Source organism: Enterococcus sp. AMC1157, assembly GCF_058216555.1.
Genome location: NZ_CM177099.1, coordinates 2181384 through 2206586 on the forward strand (window position 1 = coordinate 2181384; position 25203 = coordinate 2206586).

A 25203-nucleotide genomic window follows, 5' to 3' on the forward strand; every position below is an offset into this window, starting at 1 on the left:
AATAGGCGAAGGAGGGAAACTAAATGGCAAAACAAAAAATTCGTATCCGTTTAAAAGCGTATGAACACCGTATTTTAGACCAATCAGCGGATAAAATCGTAGAAACTGCAAAAAGAACTGGAGCTGCTATCTCAGGTCCAATTCCATTACCAACTGAACGTAGTCTTTACACAGTTATTCGTGCGACACATAAATACAAAGATTCACGCGAACAATTCGAAATGCGTACACACAAACGTCTAATTGACATTGTGAACCCAACACCAAAAACAGTTGACGCTTTAATGAAGCTAGACTTACCATCAGGTGTTAACATTGAAATCAAACTATAATAATTAACTGGAGGTGGAATCATGACCAAAGGAATCTTAGGGAAAAAAGTGGGAATGACTCAAATCTTCACGGAATCAGGCGAATTAATTCCAGTAACTGTAGTTGAAGCTACTCCAAACGTTGTTTTACAACTTAAAACAGTTGAAAACGATGGTTACGAAGCTGTTCAATTAGGTTACCAAGATTTACGTGAAGTTTTAAGTAACAAACCTGCGAAAGGTCATGTTGCAAAAGCAAACACGGCTCCTAAGCGCTTCATTCGCGAATTCAAGGATGTTGAGCTAGAGGGCTTAGAAGTAGGATCAGAAATTAAAGTTGACGCTTTCCAAGCTGGAGATGTCGTTGACGTAACAGGAACTACAAAAGGTAAAGGATTCCAAGGTGTTATTAAACGCCACGGACAATCTCGCGGACCAATGTCACACGGTTCTCGTTACCATCGTCGTCCTGGATCTATGGGTCCAGTTGCACCTAACCGCGTATTCAAAGGCAAACGCCTTGCAGGACGTATGGGTGGCAACCGCGTAACAATCCAAAACTTGGAAATTGTACGTGTTGATGCTGAACGTAACGTTATTCTTATTAAAGGAAACGTTCCTGGAGCGAAAAAATCATTGATTACCATTAAATCAGCTGTGAAAGCTAAATAAGTAGATAGGAAGAAAGGAGGAACTAAGGAATGCCGAATGTAGCATTATTTAAACAAGATGGAAGCCAAGCTGGCGAAATCACTTTAAACGAAGAAATTTTCGGAATCGAACCTAATGAAACAGTTGTTTTTGATGCAATCATCATGCAACGTGCTTCATTAAGACAAGGAACACACGCTGTTAAAAACCGTAGCGCAGTTCGTGGCGGTGGACGCAAACCATGGCGTCAAAAAGGAACAGGTCGTGCTCGTCAAGGTTCAATCCGTTCACCACAATGGCGTGGAGGTGGAGTTGTCTTCGGACCAACACCACGTTCATACAGCTACAAACTTCCTAAAAAAGTTCGTCGCTTAGCAATGAAATCTGTATTATCAGAAAAAGTTGCTGAAAACAACTTGGTAGCAATCGAAGGATTAAACTTCGACGCACCAAAAACAAAAGAATTCAAACAAGTTTTAGCTAACTTGTCTGTAGACACTAAAGTATTAGTAGTATTAGAAGAAGGTAACGACTTTGCAGCATTATCTGCACGTAACTTACCAAACGTTTCTGTAGTTGCTGCTAATAACGTAAGTGTTTTAGATGTTGTTTCAAACAACAAAGTGTTAGCAACTCAAACTGCTCTTACTCAAATTGAGGAGGTGCTTGCATAATGAACTTACTAGACGTAATTAAACGCCCAGTGATCACTGAAAAATCTATGCTTGCTATGGATGAGAAGAAATATACTTTCGAAGTGGACACTCGCGCAAACAAAACATTAGTGAAACAAGCTGTAGAAGCAGCTTTCGGTGTTGAAGTAGAAAAAGTGAATATCATCAACGTTCGTCCTAAATTCAAACGTGTTGGTAGACATTCTGGCTACACTAAAAAACGCCGTAAAGCAGTAGTTAAATTAACTGAAGCTTCAAAAGAAATCGAAATCTTCACAGCTGAATAAGCTGTAACGAATTAGAATAAAACAGGAGGGAAAAAGACGTGGCAATTAAACATTACAAGCCTACCTCAAATGGTCGTCGTAATATGACAGCTTCTGATTTTGCAGAAATTACTGCATCTAAACCAGAAAAAACTTTATTGGCACCATTGAAAAACAATGCAGGTCGTAATAACAACGGTCGTATCACTGTACGTCACCAAGGTGGCGGTCACAAACGTCAATACCGTATTATCGACTTCAAACGTAACAAAGATAACGTTGTTGCATTAGTTAAAACTATCGAATATGATCCAAACCGTTCTGCTAACATCGCGTTAGTTCATTACGAAGATGGAGTTAAAGCATATATCTTAGCACCTAAAGGATTAGAAGTTGGCATGACAGTTGCTTCTGGACCTGGCGCAGATATTAAAGTAGGTAACGCATTACCACTAGAAAACATTCCAGTTGGTACAGTTATCCACAACATTGAAATGAAACCAGGAAAAGGCGGACAATTAATCCGTTCTGCTGGTACAAGTGCTCAAGTACTTGGTAAAGAAGGAAAATACGTATTAGTTCGCTTGAATTCAGGTGAAGTTCGTATGATCTTAGCAACTTGCCGTGCGACAATTGGTTCTGTTGGTAACGAACAACATGAATTAATCAACATCGGTAAAGCAGGTCGCTCTCGTTGGATGCGTAAACGCCCAACTGTTCGTGGTAGCGTAATGAACCCTAACGATCACCCACACGGTGGTGGTGAAGGTAAAGCTCCAATCGGACGTCCAGCTCCAGTATCACCTTGGGGTCAACCAGCTATTGGTTACAAAACTCGTAACAAAAAAGCGAAGTCCGATAAACTTATCGTTCGTCGTCGTAAAAATAAATAAAACCATTAACCATGTGTTGCACATTTTGAGAGGAGGTTCACCATGGGTCGTAGTTTAAAGAAAGGGCCTTTCGTCGATGATCACTTGATGAAAAAAGTCGAAGCTCAACAAGGCGCTGAAAAGAAAAAAGTAATTAGAACTTGGTCTCGTCGTTCTACAATCTTCCCAAGTTTTATCGGATTTACAATCGCTGTGTATGATGGTCGTAAACATGTACCAGTTTATATCCAAGAAGACATGGTAGGACATAAATTAGGTGAATTTGCACCAACAAGAACTTATCGTGGCCATGCTGCAGACGATAAGAAAACAAGACGCTAATCTGAGGGGAGGATATACAAGTGGCAGAACAAATCACATCAGCGAAAGCAACTGCTAAAACAGTCCGCGTTTCTCCTCGTAAATCACGTTTAGTGGTTGATTTAGTAAGAGGTAAAAGCGTTGCTGAAGCAATTGCTATCCTAAAGTTCACACCAAACAAAGCTGCTGGAATCATTGAAAAAGTATTGATGTCAGCAATCGCAAATGCAGAAAACAACTTTGACTTAGATGTTGAAAACTTAGTAGTATCTGAAGCCTTTGTAAACGAAGGACCAACAATGAAACGTTTCCGTCCTCGCGCGAAAGGTTCAGCATCTCCAATCAACAAACGTACAAGTCATATTACGGTAGTTGTATCAGAAAAATAAGGAGGGATAATCAGTGGGTCAAAAAGTACATCCAATTGGTATGCGTGTAGGCGTCATCCGTGACTGGGATGCAAAATGGTATGCTGAAAAAGAGTATGCAGACTTTCTACACGAAGATTTAAGAATTCGCAAATTTATCGCGACTAAACTTGCTGATGCGGCTGTGTCAACTGTTGAAATCGAACGCGCTGCAAACCGCGTGAACGTGTCAATTCACACAGCACGACCAGGTATGGTTATCGGTAAAGGCGGTTCTGAAGTTGAAAGCCTAAGAAAAGAATTAAACAAATTAACTGGTAAGAGAGTACACATCAACATTGTTGAAATCAAAAAACCAGATTTAGATGCTAAATTAGTCGGCGAAGGAATTGCACGTCAATTAGAAGGCCGTGTGGCTTTCCGTCGCGCTCAAAAACAAGCGATCCAACGCTCAATGCGTGCGGGCGCTAAAGGAATTAAAACTCAAGTATCAGGACGTTTGAACGGTGCAGATATCGCTCGTGCTGAAGGATACTCAGAAGGAACAGTTCCGTTGCACACATTACGTGCGGATATTGATTACGCATGGGAAGAAGCAGATACAACATACGGAAAACTTGGAGTTAAAGTATGGATCTATCGTGGAGAAGTTCTTCCAACTAAAAAGAACGCTGAGAAAGGAGGGAAATAAGCATGTTAGTACCTAAACGTGTAAAACACCGTCGTGAATTCCGCGGTAAAATGCGTGGAGAAGCTAAAGGTGGTAAAGAAGTGGCTTTTGGAGAATACGGTTTACAAGCTGTTGAATCTCATTGGATCACAAACCGCCAAATCGAAGCTTCTCGTATTGCAATGACTCGTTACATGAAACGTGGCGGGAAAGTGTGGATCAAAATTTTCCCTCATAAATCATACACAAGTAAAGCTATTGGGGTTCGTATGGGTAAAGGTAAAGGGGCACCTGAAGGTTGGGTAGCACCTGTTAAACGTGGTAAAATCATGTTTGAAATCGCTGGAGTTTCTGAAGAAGTAGCTCGCGAAGCGTTACGCCTTGCTTCACACAAATTACCAATGAAAACTAAAATTGTAAAACGTGAAGAAATGGGTGGTGAATCGAATGAAGGTTAAAGAAATCAGAGAATTAACCACTGCCGAAATGCTAGATCAAGAGAAACAATTGAAAGAAGAATTGTTTAACTTAAGATTCCAATTAGCTACAGGTCAACTAGAAAACACTGCACGTATCAAAGAAGTACGTAAATCGATTGCACGCATCAAAACAGTATTGCGTGAACAAGCTAAGTAATAGTGGAAGGAGGCCATTTAGCGTATGACTGAAGAAAGAAATCAACGCAAAGTTTATCAAGGTCGCGTGGTATCCGACAAAATGGATAAAACAATTACAGTAGTAGTTGAAACTAAGAAAAACCACCCTATCTACGGTAAACGCATGAAATATTCTAAGAAATACAAAGCACACGATGAAAACAACCAAGCAAAAACTGGTGACATCGTGAGAATTATGGAAACTCGTCCATTATCAGCTACGAAACGTTTCCGTCTAGTAGAGATTGTTGAAAAGGCAGTGATTATTTAATCACACGAGGTTTTCCTATATAGATTGAATTTCAAAATCTGAAAGGAGGATACACATCGTGATCCAACAAGAAAGTCGTTTAAGAGTCGCTGATAATTCAGGCGCACGCGAAATTCTAACGATCAAAGTCCTTGGAGGCTCAGGTCGTAAAACTGCCAATATCGGTGACGTAATTGTTGCTACGGTCAAACAAGCAACGCCAGGTGGAGTTGTTAAAAAAGGTGACGTAGTTAAAGCAGTTATCGTTCGTACGAAATCAGGCGCTCGCCGTGCAGACGGTTCTTATATTAAATTTGATGAAAATGCTGCGGTTATTATCCGTGATGATAAGAGCCCACGTGGAACTCGTATCTTCGGTCCGGTTGCTCGTGAACTACGCGAAGGTAACTTCATGAAGATCGTTTCCCTAGCACCAGAAGTACTATAATTGTTACCCATTATCAAAGGAGGTGCGAAACAGTAATGTTTGTTAAAAAAGGCGATAAAGTTAAAGTTATCACTGGTAAAGACAAAAACAAAGAAGGTATTGTGTTAGTAGCTTTACCTAAGAAAGACAAAGTTGTCGTTGAAGGTGTTAACATCGTGAAAAAACACCAAAAACCTTCTCAAGCTGCTCCGCAAGGCGGAATCGTTGAAGTTGAGGCTCCAATTCATGTTTCTAACGTGATGTTGATTGATCCTTCTAACGGTGAAGCTACACGTATTGGCTATAAAGAAGTTGACGGCAAAAAAGTCCGCGTTTCTAAGAAAACCGGAGAAGTTATCGATAAATAATCAAATTAAGGAAGGAGGGGCTTACTGAATGAACCGCCTTAAAGAAAAATATACAAAAGAAGTTGTTCCATCATTAATGGAAAAATTTGAATATAATTCTGTAATGCAAGCACCAAAAGTTGACAAAATCGTTGTTAACATGGGTGTGGGTGATGCAGTATCAAACGCTAAAAACTTAGATAAAGCTGTTGAAGAATTAGCATTAATCTCTGGTCAAAAACCATTGATTACTAAAGCAAAAAAATCAATCGCTGGATTCCGTCTACGTGAAGGAATGCCTATCGGTTGTAAAGTTACTCTACGTGGAGAAAGAATGTACGAATTTTTAGATAAATTAGTATCAGTTTCATTACCACGTGTACGTGACTTCCACGGTGTTAGTAAAAACGCCTTTGATGGACGTGGAAACTACACATTAGGTGTCAAAGAACAATTAATCTTCCCAGAAGTTGATTATGATTTGGTAGATAAAGTACGTGGAATGGATATCGTTATTGTAACAACTGCCAACACAGACGAAGAGTCTCGTGAATTGTTAACTCAATTAGGCATGCCATTCCAAAAATAAAAAAAGGAGGCGAACTACGTGGCTAAAAAATCAATGATTGCTAAAAACAAACGCCCTGCAAAATTCTCAAGTCAAGAATATACTCGCTGTGAACGTTGCGGACGTCCACATTCAGTTTATCGTAAATTTAAACTTTGCCGTATTTGCTTCCGCGAACTTGCCTATAAAGGTCAAATTCCCGGCGTGAAGAAAGCTAGCTGGTAAACAAGTAAACTCGCATAAAGGAGGTAAATCATCTAATGGTCATGACAGATCCAATCGCAGATTTTCTAACGCGCATTCGTAATGCCAACATGGTAAAACACGATGTATTAGAACTACCTGCTTCAAAAATCAAACGTGACATCGCTGAAATCTTAAAACGTGAAGGTTTCATTCGTGATGTTGAATATATCGAAGATGACAAACAAGGCGTGATCCGTGTATTCTTGAAATACGGTAAAAACGGTGAGCGTGTTATCACTAACTTGAAACGTATTTCTAAACCAGGTCTACGTGCTTATGTTAAAGCTGACGAAGTACCAAAAGTACTTAACGGTTTAGGTATTGCAATCATCTCAACTTCTGAAGGTGTAATCACTGATAAAGAAGCTCGAGTTAAAAATGTCGGCGGCGAAGTTGTCGCTTATGTATGGTAATTTTAAATTAATACACAAGGAGGTGTCTCTACGTGAGTCGTATCGGTAATAAACTAGTCGTTCTTCCTGCTGGCGTTGAAGTGAAGCAAGATGGAAACGACATCACAGTTAAAGGACCAAAAGGTGAATTAACTCGTACTTTCTCTTCAGATATTACTATGAATATTGAAGGAAACGAAGTAACATTCACTCGTCCAAATGACAGCAAAGAAATGAAAACAATCCACGGAACTACTCGTGCAAACTTCAACAACATGGTTGTTGGTGTTAGCGAAGGTTTCAAAAAAGGATTAGAACTTATCGGGGTTGGGTATCGTGCTCAATTACAAGGTTCAAAACTTGTATTGAACGTTGGTTATTCAAATCCTGTAGAAATGAACGCACCTGCTGGAGTAACAGTTGAAGTACCATCAAACACTTCAATCGTTGTTTCAGGAGCAAGCAAAGAGACTGTTGGTGAATTTGCAGCTAACATTCGTGGCGTTCGTCCTCCAGAACCTTATAAAGGCAAAGGTATTCGCTATGTTGGTGAATTCGTACGCCGTAAAGAAGGTAAAACTGGTAAATAATCGTAAACCTAGTTTACGATTCGCGGCTTAGGCCAGCATTAATAAAGAGGTGACAATTGTGATTACAAAACCAGATAAAAATAAAACACGTCAGAAAAGACATAAACGTGTACGTAACAAAATCTCTGGTACTGCTGAGTGCCCACGCTTGAACGTTTTCCGTTCTAACAAAAACATCTACGCGCAAGTAATTGATGACGTAGCGGGTGTGACGCTAGCAAGTGCCTCTGCCTTGGATAAAGATATTTCAGGTGGAACAAAAGTTGAACAAGCACAAGCTGTTGGTAAATTAGTAGCAGAACGTGCAGCTGAAAAAGGTATTAAAGAAGTAGTCTTTGACCGTGGTGGATACCTTTACCATGGCCGCGTAGCAGCTTTAGCTGAAGCAGCTCGCGAAAATGGACTAGAATTTTAGAAGAAGGAGGAACACCATTCATGGTTTATATTGATCCAAAACACTTGGAATTAGAAGACCGCGTTGTAGCGATTAACCGTGTTACAAAAGTTGTAAAAGGTGGACGTCGTTTACGTTTCGCAGCTTTAGTTGTTGTCGGTGACAAAAACGGACACGTAGGATTTGGTACTGGTAAAGCACAAGAAGTACCAGAAGCAATCCGTAAAGCAGTTGAAGACGCTAAGAAAAACTTGATTGAAGTACCAATGGTTGGTTCTACAATTCCTCACGAAGTTATCGGTGTATTCGGTGGTGGACGCATCCTAATGAAACCTGCTGTAGAAGGTTCTGGGGTAGCCGCTGGTGGACCTGTTCGTGCCGTATTAGAATTAGCTGGGGTAGCTGATATCACATCTAAATCATTAGGTTCAAACACACCAATCAACGTTGTTCGCGCAACAGTTGATGGATTAAAACAATTAAAACGCGCTGAAGAAGTGGCAGCACTTCGCGGCAAATCAGTTGAAGAATTAATCGGTTAAGGAGGACAAACATAATGGCTGAATTAAAAATCACTTTAAAACGCAGTGTTATCGGACGTCCTCAAAACCAACGCGATACTGTAAAAGCGTTAGGTCTAGGCAAAGTGAACACTTCAGTAGTAAAACCAGCTAATGATGCAATCAAAGGCATGGTTAATACTGTAGCTCACTTAGTGGACGTAGAAGAAATTTAAGTATCAATTGAAAGATTTACTTTGATTAAGGAGGTGCCAAACCATGAAACTTCATGAATTAAAATCTGCAGAAGGATCACGTCACGTACGAAACCGTGTTGGTCGTGGTACATCATCTGGTAATGGTAAAACAGCTGGACGTGGACAAAAAGGACAAAAAGCTCGTTCAGGTGGTGGAGTTCGCTTAGGTTTTGAGGGTGGACAAACTCCATTGTTCCGTCGCTTACCAAAACGCGGATTTACCAATGTTAACCGTAAAGAATATGCAGTAATTAACCTTGACCTTCTAAATCGCTTTGAAGACGGTACTGAAGTAACTCCGGTAACTTTAGTTGAAGCTGGATTAGTTAAAAACGAAAAAGCTGGAATCAAAGTGTTAGGAAACGGTGAGTTAACTAAAAAATTAACTGTGAAAGCAGCTAAATTTTCTAAAGCAGCTGAAGATGCTATCGTTGCTGCTGGTGGATCAATCGAGGTGATCTAATGTTAAAACTTTTAAAGGATGCTTTTAAAGTAAAGGATATTAGATCAAGAATCTTGTTCACTGTATTTATTTTATTCGTCTTTCGCTTAGGTACACATATTACTGTACCTGGTGTGGACGCCGCTCGTTTGCAAGCTATCTCGGGCTTACCATTTTTGAGCATGCTCGATTTGGTTAGTGGGAGTGCTATGCAACGATTCTCTATTTTTTCCATGGGGGTTTCGCCTTACATCACAGCATCAATTATCGTTCAATTAATGCAGATGGATATTGTACCGAAATTCGTTGAATGGTCTAAACAAGGGGAAGTCGGACGTAGAAAATTGAATCAAGCAACTCGCTATTTGACACTAGTCTTAGGATTTTTCCAATCAGTAGCATTAGTATCTGCCTTTCAATTTTATACACAATTTGGCTTTGTTCCAAATCCAAGTTTCGCCACTTATCTTGTCATTGGTCTAGTACTAACGACAGGTACGATGTTTGTTACTTGGTTAGGTGAACAAATTACTGAAAAAGGAATTGGAAATGGTGTGTCAATGATTATCTTCGCAGGTATCATTTCACGCTTACCAGTTGATTTGAAAGAATTATACGTTGATTATTTTGTTAATATTAATCAATCGGATATTTGGAAATCTGTGATTTTCGCAATTTTCCTTGTTTTAGCTGTTGTAGCAATTGTTACATTTGTGACGTATTTCCAACAAGCAGAACGTAAAATTCCGATTCAATATACAAAAAGAGTTGCAGGAGCGCCGACAAGTAGTTACCTTCCATTGAAAGTAAATGCTGCAGGAGTAATCCCGGTTATCTTTGCTAGTTCGTTAATTACGTTACCTAATTCGGTACTACAAGCCTTTACTTCATTTCAAGGTGAAACTTGGTTTGAAGTCGTCCAAACGATTTTTAATTATAATACTGTCCCTGGGGCAATTTTATATACAACATTAATCGTTGGATTTACCTTCTTTTATGCCTTTGTACAAGTGAATCCTGAGAAATTAGCTGAAAACTTGCAAAAGCAAGGAAGCTATATTCCAAGTGTTCGTCCAGGTAAAGGAACAGAAGAATATGTCTCAAAACTATTGATGCGTTTAAGTACAGTGGGTTCTATTTTCTTGGCTTTGGTGGCAATCTTGCCAATTATTGCTCAAATGTTATGGAACTTACCACAGTCAATTGGTTTGGGAGGAACAAGTTTATTGATCGTTGTTGGAGTAGCTCTGGAAACTGCTAAGCAACTTGAAGGACTTATGCTAAAACGTAAATATACAGGTTTCATCAATTAAAGTTTTATGAGGTGTTGGGGATTTCCTCAACACTGTTCAGAAACTTACAGGAGGAGTTATTATGAACCTCATTTTAATGGGACTACCCGGTGCTGGAAAAGGCACTCAAGCAGAACGAATTATTGCTGAGTACAACATTCCGCATATTTCAACGGGCGACATGTTTCGTGCCGCTATGGCCAATGAAACAGCTCTTGGCCTGGAAGCAAAATCATACATTGATAAAGGTGAATTAGTACCTGATGAAGTGACAAACGGGATTGTAAAAGAACGTTTAGCTGAATCAGATACAGACAAAGGTTTCTTATTAGATGGTTTCCCTCGTACGTTAGATCAATCCGAAGCGTTAGATCAAATGTTGAAAGACCTTGGAAAAGAAATTGATGCCGTCATCGATATCCATGTCCCTGAAGAAATTCTTATTGATCGATTGGCTGGTCGCTACATGTGCCGCGATTGTGGTGCAACTTATCATAAAGTATTTAATCCTACTACTGTAGAAGGTACTTGTGATCGTTGTGGTGGTCATGACTTTTATCAACGAGAAGATGATAAGCCCGAGACGGTCAAAAATCGTCTAGCTGTCAATGTGAAAAGTAGTGAACCAATCTTAGCATATTACAAAGAAAAAGGTTTATTGCAGTCTATTGATGGTAATCGTGAAATCGATGCTGTATTTGCAGATGTAAAAAATATCATCGAGTAACGATCGATTGCCCGCATCCGACTTGCAGTTTGGTAACTTTCTCTTGCTAAGTATGATATATTGTGTTAGAATATATCAGTCCGACTTCTAGTAATAATTTATTAGAAGATTGTTTTGAGAATCTAAGGTGGGAACACTGTTTCCGCCGTTTTATCGTGTGAAAATGCGAAACAAGTACAAGGAGGTACTGTGCGTGGCAAAAGAAGATATGATTGAAGTCGAAGGTACAGTCGTCGAAACTTTGCCGAATGCAATGTTTAAAGTCGAATTGGAAAATGGACACCAAGTTCTTGCTACAGTTTCTGGTAAGATTAGAATGCACTACATTCGTATTTTACCTGGAGACAAGGTGACAGTTGAACTATCACCTTATGACTTGAGCCGTGGCCGTATTACTTATCGTTTTAAATAATTGTACTCCGTAAAACCACAGGAGGTATTATCATGAAAGTAAGACCATCAGTAAAACCAATGTGTGAACATTGTAAAGTAATTCGTCGTAATGGACGCGTTATGGTGATTTGCCCAGCAAATCCAAAACATAAACAACGTCAAGGATAATCGGAGGTGTAACAAGATATGGCTCGTATTGCAGGAGTAGATATTCCTCGTGACAAACGTGTAGTCGTTTCTCTTACTTATATCTATGGTATTGGTAACACGACTGCAAAACAAGTTCTAGCAAGTGCTGGCGTTTCTGAAGATGTTCGTGTTCGTGATTTAACGAATGAACAAACAGACGCTATTCGTGCGGAAATTGATAAATTAAAAGTTGAAGGTGACTTACGTCGTGAAGTCAACCTAAACATCAAACGTTTGATGGAAATCGGTTCATACCGTGGAATCCGTCATCGTCGTGGATTGCCAGTTCGTGGACAAAACACGAAAAATAATGCACGTACTCGTAAAGGCCCGACTAAAACAGTCGCAGGCAAGAAAAAATAATTCCTAAGTGAAGGAGGTTAAAACTTCATGGCAGCAAAAAAAGTGAGTCGTAAACGCCGTGTGAAAAAGAATATTGAAGCAGGTATTGCACATATCCATTCAACATTCAATAATACAATTGTGATGATTACTGATACTCATGGTAATGCCTTAGCTTGGTCATCAGCTGGTGCATTAGGATTCAGAGGTAGCAGAAAATCAACACCTTTTGCCGCACAAATGGCAGCAGAAACTGCAACAAAAACAGCAATGGAACACGGATTAAGAACTGTTGAGGTAACTGTTAAAGGTCCTGGTTCAGGACGTGAAGCAGCAATTCGTTCATTACAAGCAGCAGGATTAGAAGTGACTGCAATCCGTGACGTAACTCCAGTTCCTCATAATGGATGCCGCCCTCCAAAACGCCGTCGTGTTTAATGAGTGCCGCTCATTTTGAGTTTCAATAATTACGTCATTGAACAAGACACTTTTCGTTTTGAAAGGGGTAAAAGATAAGAATGATTGAATTCGAAAAACCAAGAATTGCAAAAATTGATGAAGAGAAAGATTATGGAAAGTTCATCGTAGAACCTCTTGAAAGAGGCTATGGAACAACTCTAGGAAATTCCCTGCGTCGCATTTTGTTATCTTCTCTACCAGGTGCAGCAATTACTAATATTCAGATCGATGGAGTATTACACGAATTCTCAACTGTAAAGGGTGTTCGAGAAGACGTCGCTCAAATCATTTTGAATATCAAAGGCCTTGCATTAAAAATGTACGGTGAGGAAGAGAAAACCCTTGAAATCGATATTACTGGTCCAGCTACAGTAACTGCCGGCGACATTATCGTTGATAGTGATGTAGAGATCCTTAATAAAGATATGTACATCTGTACAGTCTCTGAAGGAACATCATTCCACGCGCGTTTAACTGTTAGACCTGGTCGCGGATATGTTCAAGCGGATGAAAATAAAAAAGAAGATATGCCAATTGGTGTTCTTCCGGTCGATTCAATCTATACACCAGTACGTCGTGTAAACTACCAAGTAGAAAATACTCGTGTTGGTCGTCGCGATGATTTCGACAAATTAACGATGGAAATTTGGACAGATGGTTCAATTGAACCATTAGATGCAATGAGTTTAGCTGCAAAAATCATGACGGAACATTTAGACATCTTTGTTAACCTAACTGATGAAGCGAAAAACGCTGAAATCATGGTTGAAAAAGAAGAAACTCAAAAAGAAAAAATGTTGGAAATGACAATTGAAGAATTAGACTTATCTGTTCGTTCATATAACTGTCTAAAACGTGCAGGAATTAATACTGTACAAGAATTAACTAACAAATCTGAACCTGAAATGATCAAAGTGCGTAATTTAGGCCGTAAATCTCTAGAAGAAGTAAAAGCAAAATTACACGATCTAGGTTTAGGATTACGTAAAGACGATTAATTTTTACGAAGGAGGGAAACCACGTGAGTTATCGTAAACTAGGACGCACATCTAGCCAACGTAAAGCGATGTTGCGTGATTTAACAACTGATTTAATCATTAACGAACGCATCGTAACGACTGAAGCTCGTGCGAAAGAAGTTCGCTCAACTACTGAAAAAATGATCACTCTAGGAAAACGCGGTGATTTACATGCACGTCGCCAAGCTGCTGCATTCGTACGTAACGAAGTAGCAAGTGTACGTGAAGAAGACGAAGAAATCGTTATCGAATCTGCTTTACAAAAGCTATTCAACGATATCGCTCCTCGTTATGCAGATCGCCAAGGTGGCTACACACGTATCTTGAAGACAGAACCAAGACGCGGAGATGCTGCACCAATGGTTATCCTAGAACTAGTTTAAAATCACACTTACTAGACGCTTGTCGTTTAGCATCACTTTGTAGATGAACTTTAAGAGTGTTATGATGTTGGAAGAAATCTTCCGAGTCTAGCTCGTCGCTGCCTCCTGAAATTTTTCAGGAGGTATGCACTCATCATAAAAGTGTTTTTTTTTATCCTCGATTAACTGTCAAGACACCTAGATAATGGAGAATGAAAAAAATCTATCAAACTTGTTGATGCTTTTGAGCGTTAGTGATTATTTATGGTTCAACTAAATGATGACAAACTTCCAGTCCATCTGTTCAGAAAATTTCTCATTGTAGGAGACCGCTCTGAGCCTTTAGGAAGTCTCAAAGTTTTCGGCGTTCAAACGCAGAGTAGAAAGTAGAAAATCACTCCTTTCAGCACTGCGTAATTCATCTTCATCTTTAGCCTACGATGAGAATTTTCTTCCCAGTTTTCCATGCGCTTCACTTCACAACGAAATCTGCTTTTGTCGACCGTGGGACCAACTGGAGCCAGTAGTCTCCAGTCTGCCAAGCTTCAAACTGTAACTAATCGCTTAAGCGCTAAGTTACAGTACCAAGTAGGTATTTTTCATCATCTACTCTGTCTTGCTACGCAAGCCAATCGTAGTGATTCAAAACAGTTCACATTGGCTCCTTTTCAAGGTGACGACGCAGCTTTCGTTGTTCCGTTATGCTAGTTAACTCTCAAAAGTAAGTGATGCAGGAAAAAATCATCGCAGAAATAATTGCAATAGATTAGACTTATTAAGTCAATTTTCAGCGTAATGAAGAGAGAGGCTTGCGTTGTAGCCACGTCAACAATTCAATGTGAACTACGTACAGTTGCCAATTAATTGGTTACTATACGTGTGAAGCTTGAAAGCTCCAAGACTACAGGCTTGGAGCGGTTCCGGGCTGACCTAAGCAAGACACTCTCGTAGTGAAGCGTCAAATTTGAGTAAATAGAAATGAACCCTATACATTTTTCTTTGGAAACTACAGTAATAATTGAAATATCTAGCCTTTTTTGGTAGTGTATAATAAGCGTTAAATAGTGTACAGACAATAGTTTAGAATTTAAATAGATAGAATGCAGTATGCAAATAAGGAGTACTTATGAAACCAATTATTGAGTTAAATAACCTCACGTTTAAATATCAGCAAGCAGATGAACGACCAGCCTTAAATGATGTCTCTCTTTCAATTAATGAAGGAGAATGGGTAGCAATTATTGGTCACAATGGTTCAGGAAAATCTACTCTAGCTAAAACGATTAATGGCTTACTCTTGCCAGAAAGTGGAACTGTTTCAGTTGGTGGCAATCAACTGAATGAAGAAAATATTTGGTCCATTCGTAAAATGGTAGGTATGGTTTTCCAAAATCCTGACAATCAATTTGTTGGAGCGACCGTTGAAGACGATGTCGCTTTTGGTTTAGAAAACCAAGGAATTCCTCGTGATGAAATGCTTGTAAGAGTTAAAAATGCTTTAGAACAAGTTCGAATGATGGAATTTATGAAACGAGAACCTGTTCGCCTTTCTGGTGGACAAAAGCAGCGTGTAGCAATTGCTGGAGTGGTAGCATTACGACCAGATATAATTATTTTAGACGAAGCAACTAGTATGCTTGATCCTGAAGGTCGTGAGGAAGTGATTGCGACCATCAAAAAAATTAAAGAAGAAAATAATTTGACTGTTTTATCTATTACCCATGATATTGATGAAGCAGCGAATGCTAATCGTGTCTTGGTTATGCGACAAGGTCAATTAGTTGATGAAGGAACCCCTGAGAAAATCTTTTCAGCAGGTCCTCAATTAGTAGAAATGGGATTAGATTTACCTTTCCCTGAAAAACTAAAACAATCATTAAAAGACCGTGGAATAGCTGTACCTGAAGAATATTTAACTGAGGAAAGGATGGTGGAATGGTTATGGACATCCGTTTTGAAAAAGTAAACTTTACCTACCAACCTCATTCACCCTTTGAACAAAAGGTTTTATTTGATATTGATTTGGATATTAAAGCGGGTTCCTATACTGCGTTAGTTGGCCATACAGGGAGTGGAAAATCTACCTTGTTACAGCATTTGAATGCACTGTTAAAACCAACTGGTGGCCAAGTGAATATCGGTGATCGAGTAATCACTCCACAGACAGACAATAAAAATTTAAAGCCAATTCGAAAAAAAGTTGGAATTGTCTTCCAATTTCCTGAAGCACAACTTTTTGAAGAGACTGTAGCTAAAGATATTGCTTTCGGTCCGAAAAATTTTGGTGTTTCTGAAGAAGAAGCTTTAGAGTTAGCGAAAGAAAAATTAACTTTAGTGGGTCTAGATGAGAGTTACTTGGAACGTTCACCTTTTGATTTATCTGGAGGCCAAATGCGACGAGTGGCGATTGCTGGCGTTTTAGCGATGGAACCAGAAGTTTTAGTTTTAGATGAACCAACTGCTGGTTTGGATCCTCAAGGACGTAAAGAGATGATGGAAATGTTTGATCGTTTGCATCACGAAAAGAACATGACGATTGTCCTAGTTACTCATTTAATGGACGATGTAGCTAATTATGCAGATTATGTCTACGTATTAGAAAAGGGCAATGTGGTGAAGCACGGTGCACCAGTAGAAGTCTTTCAAGATGTAGAATGGCTATATGATAAACAATTAGGGGTGCCGACAGCTGCGGAATTTGCATGTTTATTAGAAAAAAAAGGGATGCGTTTTACTGCCTTGCCATTAACCGCTGAAGAACTAGCAGATCTTATTTTAATGCAAGGAGGATTTGCTCATGATGAATAAATTAATTTTAGGTCGTTATATTCCTGGTGACTCATTGATTCATCATCTAGATCCTCGTACAAAACTAATTGCTAGTTTCTATTTTATTGGGATTATTTTCTTTGCTAATAATTGGCAAAGTTACTTGTTATTGACGATCTTTACTTTGGTAAGTATTTTCTTGTCTAAAATTGATATGGGTTTCTTCTTAAGAGGAGTTAGACCATTGATTTGGTTGATTTTATTCACTGTAGCCTTACAAGTTTTTTTCACTGGTGGTGGACAAGTCTATTGGCAATGGGGGGTATTTCGACTAACTGAACTAGGTGTAACTAATGGTTTATTCATTTTTTGTCGTTTTGTATTGATTATTTTTATGTCTACCTTGTTAACGTTGACGACACCACCTTTGGAATTATCAGATGCAATTGAGTATATTTTACGACCACTAAAAGTAGTAAAATTTCCTGTTCATGAAATTGCTTTGATGTTATCGATTGCCTTACGTTTTGTCCCGACTTTGATGGATGAAACAGAAAAAATCATGAATGCCCAACGTGCAAGAGGGGTTGATTTTGGAGAAGGAAATTTGGTCCAAAAAATGAAGGCTGTGGTCCCATTGTTAATTCCCTTGTTTGTAAGCAGTTTTAATCGTGCAGACGATCTAGCAACTGCGATGGAAGCAAGAGGGTATCAAGGTGGCGAAGGACGTACTAAATATCGCGTACTAGATTGGCATTTGAGAGATACAATGACTGTGATTGTTTTTGTTTTATTGACAGTTGGCTTGATTTATTTAAGAAGTTAAAGAAAAGATGAGGTTTTTTGGCCTCATCTTTTCTTTTGAGAATATAGATAGAAGTGAGGAGTAGTTTTATGGTGCGCTACAAAGCAATTATTGCCTATGATGGAACAAATTTTCATGGCTTTCAACGTCAACCGAAAGGACGAACAGTTCAGGAAGAAATTGAAAAGACTTTAACCAAAATGGCAAGCAAAAGAATTGAAATTCACGGTTCAGGTCGGACAGATGCAGGTGTCCATGCCTTGGGCCAAGTGATTCATTTTGATTTTCCTTATGAACGACCTTTGGAAAAAATGCGCTTTGGTTTGGATACCCAAACCCCAGATGATATTGCTGTAAAAAATGTTGAGATAGTGGCAGAGGACTTTCATTGTCGTTATTTGGTAAAAGAAAAGACCTATGAATTTCGAGTAGACATTGGGAAACCAAGAAGCCCTTTCCGTCGATTTTATGCAAGTTACTATCCTTATCCAATTAATGTAGAAAAAATTCAGCGTGCATTGCCTGATTTTCTAGGAACTCATGATTTTACTTCCTTTTGCTCCACTGGAAGTTCGGTCGATGATAAGACGAGAACCATTTATGAAGCGAATTTGCAAGTTAGTGAAGCCGGAGATGAATTAATTTTTACCTTCCGTGGAGATGGTTTTTTGTATAAAATGATTCGAATTATGGTGGGCACTTTATTAAAAATTGGCAATGATCGAATGCCTGAAGACTGTATTCCTGCAATTATTGCAGCGAAAGATCGCAATCTAGCAGGACCCACTGCTCATCCAGAAGGTTTATATTTGAAAGAAGTTAGTTACTAGGATTAGGTAGAAAGAAAGTTGCGGAGTTGCTGCAGCTACCTGAGTTTCAAATTTGTATTACTATTCACCGAAAATTTGACGCTTCACTACGAAAGAGGCTTGCTTAGGTCAACCCGGAACCGCTCCAAGCCTGTAGTCTTGGAACTTTCAAGCTTCACACGTCCAGTAACCAATCAATTGGCAACTGGGCGTAGTTCACATTGAATTCTTGACGTGGCGACAACGTAAGCTTCTCTCTTCAATATGCTGAAACTGGATTGACATGAACTCAGTGCGGTCATTCCTTTATTAGTTAACCTACAAAAATTTTGACATCTATTTAGCGTAACGGAACAACAAAAACTGCGCCCTCACCGTGAAAGAGGAGCCGATGTGAATTACTGTAACTTAGCGCTTAAGCGATTAGTTACAGTTTGAAGCTTGGCAGACTGGAGACTACTGGCTCCAGGTGGTCCCACGGTTGACAAAAGCAGATTTCGTTGTGCGGTGTAGCGAATGGAGTAGAAAGATAACTTTGGATGGTAACAATTTACCATCTGAGTGAATAAAAAAACAAGAAATCCAATAGCGGATTTCTTGTTTTTTTCTTAGTATAATTCTAAATATTGTTGTCTTTCCCATTCAGATACACTTTGTTTGTAAGCATCCCATTCATAACGTTTTGAAGTTAAGAAGCTGTTGAAGATGTGTTCACCAAGGGCGTCTTTTACAATATCATCTTTGCGTAGTTCTTTCAAAGCATTGTGTAAAGTAGAAGGCAGATCAGAAATTTTTGCTTCTTCGCGCTCTTCTTCGTTCATTACATAGATATTGCTGTTAACAGCTGGTGTTGGTTCTAATTCACGTTTCACACCATCTAAACCTGATTGTAATAATACAGCCATTGCTAGATATGGATTAGCAGATGGATCCACTGAACGCAACTCTAAACGAGTAGAAAGTCCACGAGATTCAGGAACACGAATTAATGGTGAACGGTTTCTACCAGACCAAGCAACATAAACAGGTGCTTCGTAACCTGGAACTAGACGTTTGTAAGAGTTAACAGTTGGATTACAAATCGCTGTAAAGGCACGTGCGTGTTCTAATAAACCACCTAAGAAGTTGTAAGCAGTTGTACTTAGTTGCATTTCGCCATCTTTATCGAAGAAGGCATTTTCATCCCCTTTAAATAAAGACATGTTACAGTGCATACCAGAACCGTTGATACCGAATAATGGTTTAGGCATGAATGTTGCGTGTAGACCGTGTTTTCTTGCAATAGTTTTAACAACTAATTTAAATGTTTGAATGTTGTCACAAGCCTCTAAAACATTTGCGTATTTAAAGTCAATTTCATGTTGTCCAGGAGCTACCTCATGGTGAGATGCTTCTACTTCAAAGCCTAAGCTTTCTAATTCAAGTACGATATCGCGGCGGCAGTTTTCGCCTAAGTCAGTTGGAGCGAAGTCGAAGTAACCACCTTGATCATTTAAATCAGTTGTGATTTCGCCTTTTTCATCCAATTTGAATAAAAAGAATTCTGGTTCTGGTCCTAAGTTGAAAGAAGTGAAACCAAGTTCTTCCATATCGCCTAATGCACGTTTAAGGTTTCCACGAGGATCTCCGGCAAAAGGTGTGCCATCAGGATTATAGATATCGCAAATTAAACGTGCGACTTTCCCATGTTCGCTTTCCCATGGGAAAATCATCCAAGTATCTAAATCTGGGAACAAATACATGTCACTTTCTTCGATACGAACGAAACCTTCGATTGAAGAACCATCGAACATCATTTTGTTTTCTAGGACTTTATCGAGTTGGCTGATTGGTACTTCCACATTTTTGATTGTGCCAAGAATGTCTGTGAACATTAATCTTAAAAATCGTACGTTTTCATCTTTAACAATTTTTTCAATGTCTGTAGCAGTGTATACTTTTTTGCTCATAATAACCCATCCTTTTCATTCTTTTGATTTGAAATTTGATTGGAAAAGTCGAGCTAGTTGGTTTTCTTAGATCAGACTACCATCCTTTCAAATATATTGGAACTATACCAATACTTTTTTTTCTTGTCAATCATAAATGTTAGGAAATGTAACATAAATAAAATTTTAGTGTCTTTTGTTTGAAAAAAATTTAGAAAATAGGTTGCTTTTTTGAGTTTTATTCTTTTTTAACTAAAAAATGTGTGATATAATCTTACACTATAGAAGAGAACTCTCTAGTGAGATTTTTTTATAACTGTAATTTTCAGACTATTCAGAAAACAAGAAGGTGTTTATATGGAACAATTAAATATGAAACAGACGATGTATGATCCTTCCTTTGAAAAAGATGCGTGCGGTATGGGATTTATCGCCCAAAGAAATGGGAAAGCTTCTAGAAAATTAGTCGAGTATGCGTTGACTATGTTAGAAAGAATGAATCATCGTGGCGGAACAGGTGCAGAACCAGATACTGGAGATGGTGCGGGAATATTGATGGCAATGCCTGACCGCTTTTTAAGAAAAGAAGCCGAAAAAGAATCGATTGTTTTGCCTGAAAAAAGTAATTATGCAGTCGGTATGCTTTTTTTACCGAAAGATAAAGAAGAAAAATTGTCACTTCAAAAATCAATCACCAAAGATATTAGTTATGCCGGATTCCGTGTGATTTGGGAAAGAGATGTTCCATATGCTTTCTACAATTGCGGACCGGGAGCGCAAAAAGTGATGCCAAGTTTTGTACAATTATTTATCGAAAGACCGATTGACTGCAAAACAGACCGTGAATTTGAAGATCGCTTGTATCATTTGCGTAGAAGTTTAGAAAAAAATTATGAAACCGATGAATTATCTATTTGTAGTTTATCTAGTCAAACGGTTGTCTATAAAGGGATGTTACATGCCTACCAGGTAGGTCTATTTTTTACAGACTTACAAGATCCTGAAATGGAGACCAGTATTGCCTTAACTCACTCTCGTTTCTCTACCAATACTTTTCCTAGTTGGAATCGTGCGCAACCTTTCCGCTTCTTGGCTCACAATGGTGAGATTAATACTTTGCGAGGAGCAGAAAACTGGATGCACGGACATCAAATTGAGATGTACGATGAGGAAAACTCAGATTCCGCTAAATTAGAAAACTGTATGGAATACTTGTATCGTAATGGACGAGATATTCCCCAAGCCTTAATGATGATGGTGCCAGAAGCTTGGTCAGAAGCGGCTAAACTTTCACCTGAATTGACTGCTTTTAATGAATACAATGCTAGTTTTATGGCTCCATGGGATGGTCCAGCAGCTTTATGTTTCACTGACGGAAAAATGGTTGGAGCAACTCTTGATAGAAACGGTTTGCGTCCTTCTCGTTATTGGATTACCGATGAAGGAATTGTAGTGGTTGCATCTGAATCTGGAGTTGTTGATTTACCAGCTGCAACGATTGTTGAAAAAGGGGTATTAGGTCCTGCAAATATGTTCTTAGTTGATACGACAACAGGAACTATTCGCCATAACAATGAAATTAAAGAGCACTACGCGCAAGCTCATCCTTATCAAAAATGGTTAGATAAACAATTATTGACTTTAGATAAGCTATCAGAAGTAAGTGAAGATCTAAGTTTTTCTGAAGGGGAACTATTAACACTTTGGAAAATGTTTGGTTATACAGATGAAATGATTCGAACCCTGATTTTACCAATGGCGGAAAAAGGAGAAGAACCAATTGTTTCCATGGGATTTGATTCTCCATTAGCGGTATTGAGTGAGAGACCTCAATCGTTGTTCACGTACTTTAAACAACAATTTGCCCAAGTAACGAATCCGCCGATTGATGCGATTCGTGAAAAAATGGTGATTGGTACAGAACTGTTTCTTGGTAGAGATGGTGAAATTGAAAAAGATCAAGAACTAAATTGTCGCAAATTAAAAATTGATAGTCCGATTTTAAGTACAAAAGAATTTATGAAAATTCAACGCTTAAAACAAAAAAATCAAAAAACAGCAACACAATCTATCCTATATGATTATTCTGATACTCAACAAAATGGTTTGTATCATGCCTTAGATCGTTTGTTCCGTGAAGCAGAAGCTAAGATTGACCAGGGGGCAACGATTATCATTTTAAGTGATCGTGGCGCGACTAAAGGGAAACGTCCGATTCCGATTTTACTTGCGGTTTCTGGCTTATATAACTATTTAGTGCGACAAAGAAAAGGGGCACAGGCCTCAATTGTAGTGGATACCGCAGAAGTTTGCGAAATTCATCATTACGCTACTTTAGTTGGCTATGGAGCAAGTGGTGTCCATCCTTATGGTGCTTATGCAACAATTGAACATTTTGGTATGGCAGATAAGATTGAAAACTACCGTAAAGGTTGTGAAAAAGGCATTATCAAGGTAATGTCGCGGATGGGAATCTCGACGGTTGCTGGTTACCATGGCGCACAATTATTTGAAGCAGTAGGGATTTCTAAAGCGGTAATTGATCCGTACTTTACGGGTACAGCTTCAAGAATCGGCGGCTTGTCCTTGAATCAAATTGAAAAAGAATACAGTGCCCGTTATGAGTCAGCTTTTGGAGAGAAAAGCAATGATTACTTACCTTCTGGTGGTAGTTTCCAATATAAAGCAGATGGCGAGCATCATTTATACAATCCTAAAACCATTTACAATTTCCAAAAGGCAGTGCGTTCAGGAGATTATCTGTTGTACAAAGCATATGCTGAGCAAATGAATGAAGAAGCTTTAGAATCACCAACCACCCTTCGTTCTATGTGGATGTTCAAAAAACAACGTCCTTCCATTGAATTAGATGAAGTAGAACCAGCGGAAACCATTGTCAAGCGATTTAAAGTTGGTGCGATGTCTTATGGTTCATTAAGTGAAGAAGCTCATAAATGTCTAGCTGAAGGTATGAACCGCATTGGCGCTAAATCCAATTGTGGTGAGGGTGGCGAACACCGAGAACGATTTAAACCAACACCGGATGGTCGAAACTTCAATAGTAAAATCAAACAGGTTGCTTCAGGGCGTTTTGGTGTGAATGCTGAATACTTGATGAGTGCCGAAGAATTACAAATCAAAATGGCGCAGGGAGCAAAACCAGGTGAAGGTGGACAGTTGCCAGCGAATAAGGCTTTCCCTTGGGTAGCTGAAATTCGTGGTTCGACACCAGGAGTACAATTAATTTCTCCGCCACCTCATCATGATATCTACTCAATTGAAGATTTAGCTCAATTAATTTACGATTTAAAAACTGTTAATCCTTATGCAAAAATCAATGTTAAATTGGTTTCTAGTACGGGAGTTGGAACAATTGCAACTGGGGTAGTTAAAGCAGGGGCAGATGTTGTAGTTATTTCAGGTTATGATGGTGGAACAGGAGCCTCTCCAAGAACTGCGGTACGTGATGCCGGTTTACCTTGGGAAATGGGCTTGGCAGAAGCTCATCAAACCTTGCTGATGAATAATTTACGTCAACGGATGACTTTAGAAACTGATGGGAAATTAATGACCGGTCGCGATATTGCGATTGCTACTTTATTAGGTGCAGAAGAATACAGCTTTGCTTCTTTAGCTTTAGTTGCTGTCGGTTGTGTCATGATGCGTGTTTGTAGCTTGAATACTTGTCCAGTAGGTGTAGCGACTCAAAATCCAGCATTGCGTAAATTCTTTGCTGGTAAACCAGAACACGTGGTTAATGCGATGATGTTTTTAGCAGAAGACTTACGAGAAGTGATGGCTGAACTAGGCTTTAAAACCATTGATGAGATGATTGGACATGCGGAATGCTTGGCTCCACGTTTTGTCGCAAAAGGTAAGGCCAAATCATTAGACTTCTCAAAAATCATTGGTTCAGAATTAGGTATCGAACGTAAATCTATTGATCCGTTCTTAGATCAACGTCAATGGAAAGATTTAGATAGTTATGCAACAGCAGCTATCGATGCTAATCAACAAACAACTGTTAAACAAACAATCAATAACGTACAACGAACAGTTGGTGGCCGTATGGGTGGTTGGATTGCTGAAAGATTTGGTAATTATACACTTAAACCAGGTTTGTTGAACTACACTTATACCGGAATTGCCGGACAAAGTTTTGGCGCCTTTACTGTTCAAGGAATGGAATTAAAATTAATTGGTGAAGCCAATGACTATGTGGCAAAAGGTTTGAGTGGCGGTCGTCTAATTATTGTTCCTCCTGAAGATGCAGGCTACGATGTCGAAAATTCGACAATTGTTGGTAACGTTGCTTGTTTCGGAGCAAATCGTGGGGAAGCTTATTTCAGAGGAAAAGCAGGCGAACGTTTCTGTGTAAGAAATAGTGGAGCAAATGTGGTCGTTGAAGGAGTTGGCGATCACGGTTGTGAATATATGACTGGTGGAACAGCCGTTATCTTAGGTGAAACTGGACGGAACTTTGGAGCCGGGATGTCAGGTGGAGTCGCTTATGTCTATGATCCAGACAAAAATTTTGCTGAAAAATGTAATTTAGAGATGGTCGATATTTTCCAATTAGATGAAGCAGGAGATGACAGTGTCTTGAAAGAAATGATTGAAAATCATTTTCGCTATACGGATTCACTAAAAGCTGCTGAAATCTTAAATGACTGGGATGAAAACAAACAACATTTTGTTAAAGTATATCCGAGAGAATACCACAAGATGCTAGATGCAACTGAAGAAATGCGTCAAGCTGGATTTACTGAAGAAGAAGTATTGACCAAAGCTTTTGAAGCAGTTGTGGGTACACAATTATCCATTCCGGTGGTTAACGATGCAGGTGCTGCACATTAGAAATGGAAATCGCATTGAATAAATGATTAGATGCGAATAGAGTAGAAAAA

Annotated in this window: 35 protein-coding genes; 34 read left to right on the plus strand and 1 reads right to left on the minus strand. The window is 39.1% G+C overall.

Annotated features, from left to right (window positions below; all coding sequences use genetic code 11):
• The first annotated feature begins 23 nt into the window (after positions 1-23).
• The 33 genes from rpsJ (at position 24) to truA (ending at position 18389) form a co-directional block, all read left to right on the plus strand.
• Positions 24-332 (plus strand): 30S ribosomal protein S10, encoded by a 309-nt coding sequence (gene rpsJ, locus AC4BBX_RS10580; protein ID WP_490453793.1) that lies wholly within the window; start codon positions 24-26, stop codon positions 330-332.
• A gap of 21 nt (positions 333-353) precedes the next feature.
• A complete protein-coding gene (gene rplC, locus AC4BBX_RS10585; protein ID WP_490453794.1) occupies positions 354-983 on the plus strand; it encodes a 50S ribosomal protein L3 in 630 nt (209 codons plus the stop codon).
• 29 nt (positions 984-1012) lie between these two features.
• Positions 1013-1636, plus strand: a complete 624-nt coding sequence (gene rplD, locus AC4BBX_RS10590) for a 50S ribosomal protein L4 (protein ID WP_490453795.1) — start codon at positions 1013-1015, stop codon at positions 1634-1636.
• Positions 1636-1923 carry a 50S ribosomal protein L23 gene (gene rplW, locus AC4BBX_RS10595; RefSeq protein WP_490453796.1) on the plus strand — a complete coding sequence of 96 codons (288 nt, stop codon included), beginning with the start codon at positions 1636-1638 and terminating at the stop codon, positions 1921-1923. The genes rplD and rplW overlap by 1 nt, the downstream gene beginning before the upstream one ends.
• A 38-nt stretch (positions 1924-1961) precedes the next feature.
• Positions 1962-2795 (plus strand): 50S ribosomal protein L2, encoded by an 834-nt coding sequence (rplB, locus tag AC4BBX_RS10600; RefSeq protein ID WP_490453797.1) that lies wholly within the window; start codon positions 1962-1964, stop codon positions 2793-2795.
• A 42-nt stretch (positions 2796-2837) separates the two neighbouring features.
• Complete coding sequence (gene rpsS, locus AC4BBX_RS10605; RefSeq protein ID WP_490453798.1) at positions 2838-3116, plus strand: 30S ribosomal protein S19; 279 nt, start codon at positions 2838-2840, stop codon at positions 3114-3116.
• Positions 3117-3136: 20 nt separating this feature from the next.
• Positions 3137-3484, plus strand: coding sequence for a 50S ribosomal protein L22 (gene rplV, locus AC4BBX_RS10610; RefSeq protein WP_490453799.1), 348 nt, complete (start codon positions 3137-3139; stop codon positions 3482-3484).
• Between the two features lie 13 nt (positions 3485-3497).
• Positions 3498-4154 carry a 30S ribosomal protein S3 gene (gene rpsC / locus AC4BBX_RS10615; protein ID WP_455320488.1) on the plus strand — a complete coding sequence of 219 codons (657 nt, stop codon included), beginning with the start codon at positions 3498-3500 and terminating at the stop codon, positions 4152-4154.
• Between the two features lie 2 nt (positions 4155-4156).
• Entirely contained in the window at positions 4157-4591 is a 435-nt protein-coding gene (gene rplP / locus AC4BBX_RS10620) for a 50S ribosomal protein L16 (RefSeq protein WP_010734464.1), read from the plus strand.
• Positions 4581-4769, plus strand: coding sequence for a 50S ribosomal protein L29 (gene rpmC / locus AC4BBX_RS10625; protein WP_002288664.1), 189 nt, complete (start codon positions 4581-4583; stop codon positions 4767-4769). Before rplP ends, rpmC begins: the two co-directional genes overlap by 11 nt.
• Positions 4770-4793: 24 nt before the next feature.
• Positions 4794-5060 carry a 30S ribosomal protein S17 gene (gene rpsQ / locus AC4BBX_RS10630; RefSeq protein ID WP_490453800.1) on the plus strand — a complete coding sequence of 89 codons (267 nt, stop codon included), beginning with the start codon at positions 4794-4796 and terminating at the stop codon, positions 5058-5060.
• Positions 5061-5118: 58 nt separating this feature from the next.
• Complete coding sequence (gene rplN / locus AC4BBX_RS10635; protein ID WP_016176284.1) at positions 5119-5487, plus strand: 50S ribosomal protein L14; 369 nt, start codon at positions 5119-5121, stop codon at positions 5485-5487.
• A gap of 35 nt (positions 5488-5522) precedes the next feature.
• Positions 5523-5834 carry a 50S ribosomal protein L24 gene (gene rplX, locus AC4BBX_RS10640; protein WP_490453801.1) on the plus strand — a complete coding sequence of 104 codons (312 nt, stop codon included), beginning with the start codon at positions 5523-5525 and terminating at the stop codon, positions 5832-5834.
• A 28-nt stretch (positions 5835-5862) separates the two neighbouring features.
• Complete coding sequence (rplE, locus tag AC4BBX_RS10645) at positions 5863-6402, plus strand: 50S ribosomal protein L5 (protein WP_490453802.1); 540 nt, start codon at positions 5863-5865, stop codon at positions 6400-6402.
• Between the two features lie 18 nt (positions 6403-6420).
• Entirely contained in the window at positions 6421-6606 is a 186-nt protein-coding gene (locus AC4BBX_RS10650) for a type Z 30S ribosomal protein S14 (RefSeq protein WP_010754753.1), read from the plus strand.
• Between the two features lie 35 nt (positions 6607-6641).
• A complete protein-coding gene (rpsH, locus tag AC4BBX_RS10655; protein ID WP_490453803.1) occupies positions 6642-7040 on the plus strand; it encodes a 30S ribosomal protein S8 in 399 nt (132 codons plus the stop codon).
• A gap of 32 nt (positions 7041-7072) precedes the next feature.
• A complete protein-coding gene (rplF, locus tag AC4BBX_RS10660; RefSeq protein WP_490453804.1) occupies positions 7073-7609 on the plus strand; it encodes a 50S ribosomal protein L6 in 537 nt (178 codons plus the stop codon).
• 58 nt (positions 7610-7667) lie between these two features.
• Positions 7668-8024 carry a 50S ribosomal protein L18 gene (gene rplR / locus AC4BBX_RS10665; RefSeq protein ID WP_490453805.1) on the plus strand — a complete coding sequence of 119 codons (357 nt, stop codon included), beginning with the start codon at positions 7668-7670 and terminating at the stop codon, positions 8022-8024.
• A 20-nt stretch (positions 8025-8044) separates the two neighbouring features.
• Positions 8045-8545, plus strand: coding sequence for a 30S ribosomal protein S5 (gene rpsE / locus AC4BBX_RS10670; protein WP_490453806.1), 501 nt, complete (start codon positions 8045-8047; stop codon positions 8543-8545).
• Between the two features lie 14 nt (positions 8546-8559).
• Complete coding sequence (rpmD, locus tag AC4BBX_RS10675; protein WP_490453807.1) at positions 8560-8739, plus strand: 50S ribosomal protein L30; 180 nt, start codon at positions 8560-8562, stop codon at positions 8737-8739.
• A 43-nt stretch (positions 8740-8782) separates the two neighbouring features.
• Entirely contained in the window at positions 8783-9223 is a 441-nt protein-coding gene (rplO, locus tag AC4BBX_RS10680; protein ID WP_490453808.1) for a 50S ribosomal protein L15, read from the plus strand.
• The gene (gene secY, locus AC4BBX_RS10685; protein WP_490453809.1) at positions 9223-10515 is read left to right on the plus strand and encodes a preprotein translocase subunit SecY; all 1293 of its coding nucleotides are present in this window, start codon (positions 9223-9225) and stop codon (positions 10513-10515) included. Before rplO ends, secY begins: the two co-directional genes overlap by 1 nt.
• A 61-nt stretch (positions 10516-10576) precedes the next feature.
• Positions 10577-11221 carry an adenylate kinase gene (locus AC4BBX_RS10690; RefSeq protein WP_490453810.1) on the plus strand — a complete coding sequence of 215 codons (645 nt, stop codon included), beginning with the start codon at positions 10577-10579 and terminating at the stop codon, positions 11219-11221.
• Positions 11222-11414: 193 nt separating this feature from the next.
• On the plus strand, positions 11415-11633 hold the full coding sequence (gene infA / locus AC4BBX_RS10695) for a translation initiation factor IF-1 (RefSeq protein ID WP_010767960.1): 219 nt from the start codon (positions 11415-11417) through the stop codon (positions 11631-11633).
• A gap of 32 nt (positions 11634-11665) precedes the next feature.
• A complete protein-coding gene (gene rpmJ, locus AC4BBX_RS10700; protein ID WP_010742772.1) occupies positions 11666-11782 on the plus strand; it encodes a 50S ribosomal protein L36 in 117 nt (38 codons plus the stop codon).
• 18 nt (positions 11783-11800) lie between these two features.
• Positions 11801-12166: a 30S ribosomal protein S13 gene (gene rpsM, locus AC4BBX_RS10705; protein ID WP_455320477.1), complete on the plus strand. Its 366-nt coding sequence runs from the start codon at positions 11801-11803 to the stop codon at positions 12164-12166.
• 27 nt (positions 12167-12193) lie between these two features.
• Positions 12194-12583: a 30S ribosomal protein S11 gene (gene rpsK, locus AC4BBX_RS10710; RefSeq protein ID WP_455320476.1), complete on the plus strand. Its 390-nt coding sequence runs from the start codon at positions 12194-12196 to the stop codon at positions 12581-12583.
• An 80-nt stretch (positions 12584-12663) separates the two neighbouring features.
• Positions 12664-13602, plus strand: a complete 939-nt coding sequence (locus AC4BBX_RS10715; RefSeq protein WP_490453811.1) for a DNA-directed RNA polymerase subunit alpha — start codon at positions 12664-12666, stop codon at positions 13600-13602.
• 23 nt (positions 13603-13625) lie between these two features.
• Complete coding sequence (gene rplQ, locus AC4BBX_RS10720) at positions 13626-14006, plus strand: 50S ribosomal protein L17 (RefSeq protein WP_455320474.1); 381 nt, start codon at positions 13626-13628, stop codon at positions 14004-14006.
• Between the two features lie 1105 nt (positions 14007-15111).
• Positions 15112-15951, plus strand: coding sequence for an energy-coupling factor ABC transporter ATP-binding protein (locus AC4BBX_RS10725; protein ID WP_490453812.1), 840 nt, complete (start codon positions 15112-15114; stop codon positions 15949-15951).
• Positions 15927-16793: an energy-coupling factor ABC transporter ATP-binding protein gene (locus AC4BBX_RS10730; RefSeq protein ID WP_490453813.1), complete on the plus strand. Its 867-nt coding sequence runs from the start codon at positions 15927-15929 to the stop codon at positions 16791-16793. Before AC4BBX_RS10725 ends, AC4BBX_RS10730 begins: the two co-directional genes overlap by 25 nt.
• Positions 16783-17580 (plus strand): energy-coupling factor transporter transmembrane component T family protein, encoded by a 798-nt coding sequence (locus AC4BBX_RS10735; RefSeq protein WP_490453814.1) that lies wholly within the window; start codon positions 16783-16785, stop codon positions 17578-17580. Before AC4BBX_RS10730 ends, AC4BBX_RS10735 begins: the two co-directional genes overlap by 11 nt.
• Before the next feature lie 68 nt (positions 17581-17648).
• Positions 17649-18389 carry a tRNA pseudouridine(38-40) synthase TruA gene (truA, locus tag AC4BBX_RS10740; RefSeq protein WP_490453815.1) on the plus strand — a complete coding sequence of 247 codons (741 nt, stop codon included), beginning with the start codon at positions 17649-17651 and terminating at the stop codon, positions 18387-18389.
• Positions 18390-18976: 587 nt separating this feature from the next.
• Here the strand turns inward: truA and glnA are convergent.
• Complete coding sequence (glnA, locus tag AC4BBX_RS10745; protein WP_490453816.1) at positions 18977-20317, minus strand: type I glutamate--ammonia ligase; 1341 nt, start codon at positions 20315-20317, stop codon at positions 18977-18979.
• Between the two features lie 336 nt (positions 20318-20653).
• Between glnA and gltB the strand changes: the two genes are divergently transcribed.
• On the plus strand, positions 20654-25153 hold the full coding sequence (gene gltB / locus AC4BBX_RS10750) for a glutamate synthase large subunit (protein WP_490453817.1): 4500 nt from the start codon (positions 20654-20656) through the stop codon (positions 25151-25153).
• Positions 25154-25203 lie beyond the last annotated feature (50 nt).

Coding starts and splice junctions, on each gene's coding strand:
- rpsJ (WP_490453793.1), top strand. CDS start 24: ATGGCAAAACAAAAAATTCGTATCCGTTTAAAAGCGTATGAACACCGT.
- rplC (WP_490453794.1), top strand. CDS start 354: ATGACCAAAGGAATCTTAGGGAAAAAAGTGGGAATGACTCAAATCTTC.
- rplD (WP_490453795.1), top strand. CDS start 1,013: ATGCCGAATGTAGCATTATTTAAACAAGATGGAAGCCAAGCTGGCGAA.
- rplW (WP_490453796.1), top strand. CDS start 1,636: ATGAACTTACTAGACGTAATTAAACGCCCAGTGATCACTGAAAAATCT.
- rpsS (WP_490453798.1), top strand. CDS start 2,838: ATGGGTCGTAGTTTAAAGAAAGGGCCTTTCGTCGATGATCACTTGATG.
- rplP (WP_010734464.1), top strand. CDS start 4,157: ATGTTAGTACCTAAACGTGTAAAACACCGTCGTGAATTCCGCGGTAAA.
- rpmC (WP_002288664.1), top strand. CDS start 4,581: ATGAAGGTTAAAGAAATCAGAGAATTAACCACTGCCGAAATGCTAGAT.
- rpsQ (WP_490453800.1), top strand. CDS start 4,794: ATGACTGAAGAAAGAAATCAACGCAAAGTTTATCAAGGTCGCGTGGTA.
- rplX (WP_490453801.1), top strand. CDS start 5,523: ATGTTTGTTAAAAAAGGCGATAAAGTTAAAGTTATCACTGGTAAAGAC.
- rplE (WP_490453802.1), top strand. CDS start 5,863: ATGAACCGCCTTAAAGAAAAATATACAAAAGAAGTTGTTCCATCATTA.
- rpsH (WP_490453803.1), top strand. CDS start 6,642: ATGGTCATGACAGATCCAATCGCAGATTTTCTAACGCGCATTCGTAAT.
- rpsE (WP_490453806.1), top strand. CDS start 8,045: ATGGTTTATATTGATCCAAAACACTTGGAATTAGAAGACCGCGTTGTA.
- rpmD (WP_490453807.1), top strand. CDS start 8,560: ATGGCTGAATTAAAAATCACTTTAAAACGCAGTGTTATCGGACGTCCT.
- rplO (WP_490453808.1), top strand. CDS start 8,783: ATGAAACTTCATGAATTAAAATCTGCAGAAGGATCACGTCACGTACGA.
- secY (WP_490453809.1), top strand. CDS start 9,223: ATGTTAAAACTTTTAAAGGATGCTTTTAAAGTAAAGGATATTAGATCA.
- AC4BBX_RS10690 (WP_490453810.1), top strand. CDS start 10,577: ATGAACCTCATTTTAATGGGACTACCCGGTGCTGGAAAAGGCACTCAA.
- rpmJ (WP_010742772.1), top strand. CDS start 11,666: ATGAAAGTAAGACCATCAGTAAAACCAATGTGTGAACATTGTAAAGTA.
- rpsM (WP_455320477.1), top strand. CDS start 11,801: ATGGCTCGTATTGCAGGAGTAGATATTCCTCGTGACAAACGTGTAGTC.
- rpsK (WP_455320476.1), top strand. CDS start 12,194: ATGGCAGCAAAAAAAGTGAGTCGTAAACGCCGTGTGAAAAAGAATATT.
- AC4BBX_RS10715 (WP_490453811.1), top strand. CDS start 12,664: ATGATTGAATTCGAAAAACCAAGAATTGCAAAAATTGATGAAGAGAAA.
- AC4BBX_RS10725 (WP_490453812.1), top strand. CDS start 15,112: ATGAAACCAATTATTGAGTTAAATAACCTCACGTTTAAATATCAGCAA.
- AC4BBX_RS10730 (WP_490453813.1), top strand. CDS start 15,927: ATGGACATCCGTTTTGAAAAAGTAAACTTTACCTACCAACCTCATTCA.
- AC4BBX_RS10735 (WP_490453814.1), top strand. CDS start 16,783: ATGATGAATAAATTAATTTTAGGTCGTTATATTCCTGGTGACTCATTG.
- truA (WP_490453815.1), top strand. CDS start 17,649: ATGGTGCGCTACAAAGCAATTATTGCCTATGATGGAACAAATTTTCAT.
- glnA (WP_490453816.1), bottom strand. CDS start 20,317: ATGAGCAAAAAAGTATACACTGCTACAGACATTGAAAAAATTGTTAAA.
- gltB (WP_490453817.1), top strand. CDS start 20,654: ATGGAACAATTAAATATGAAACAGACGATGTATGATCCTTCCTTTGAA.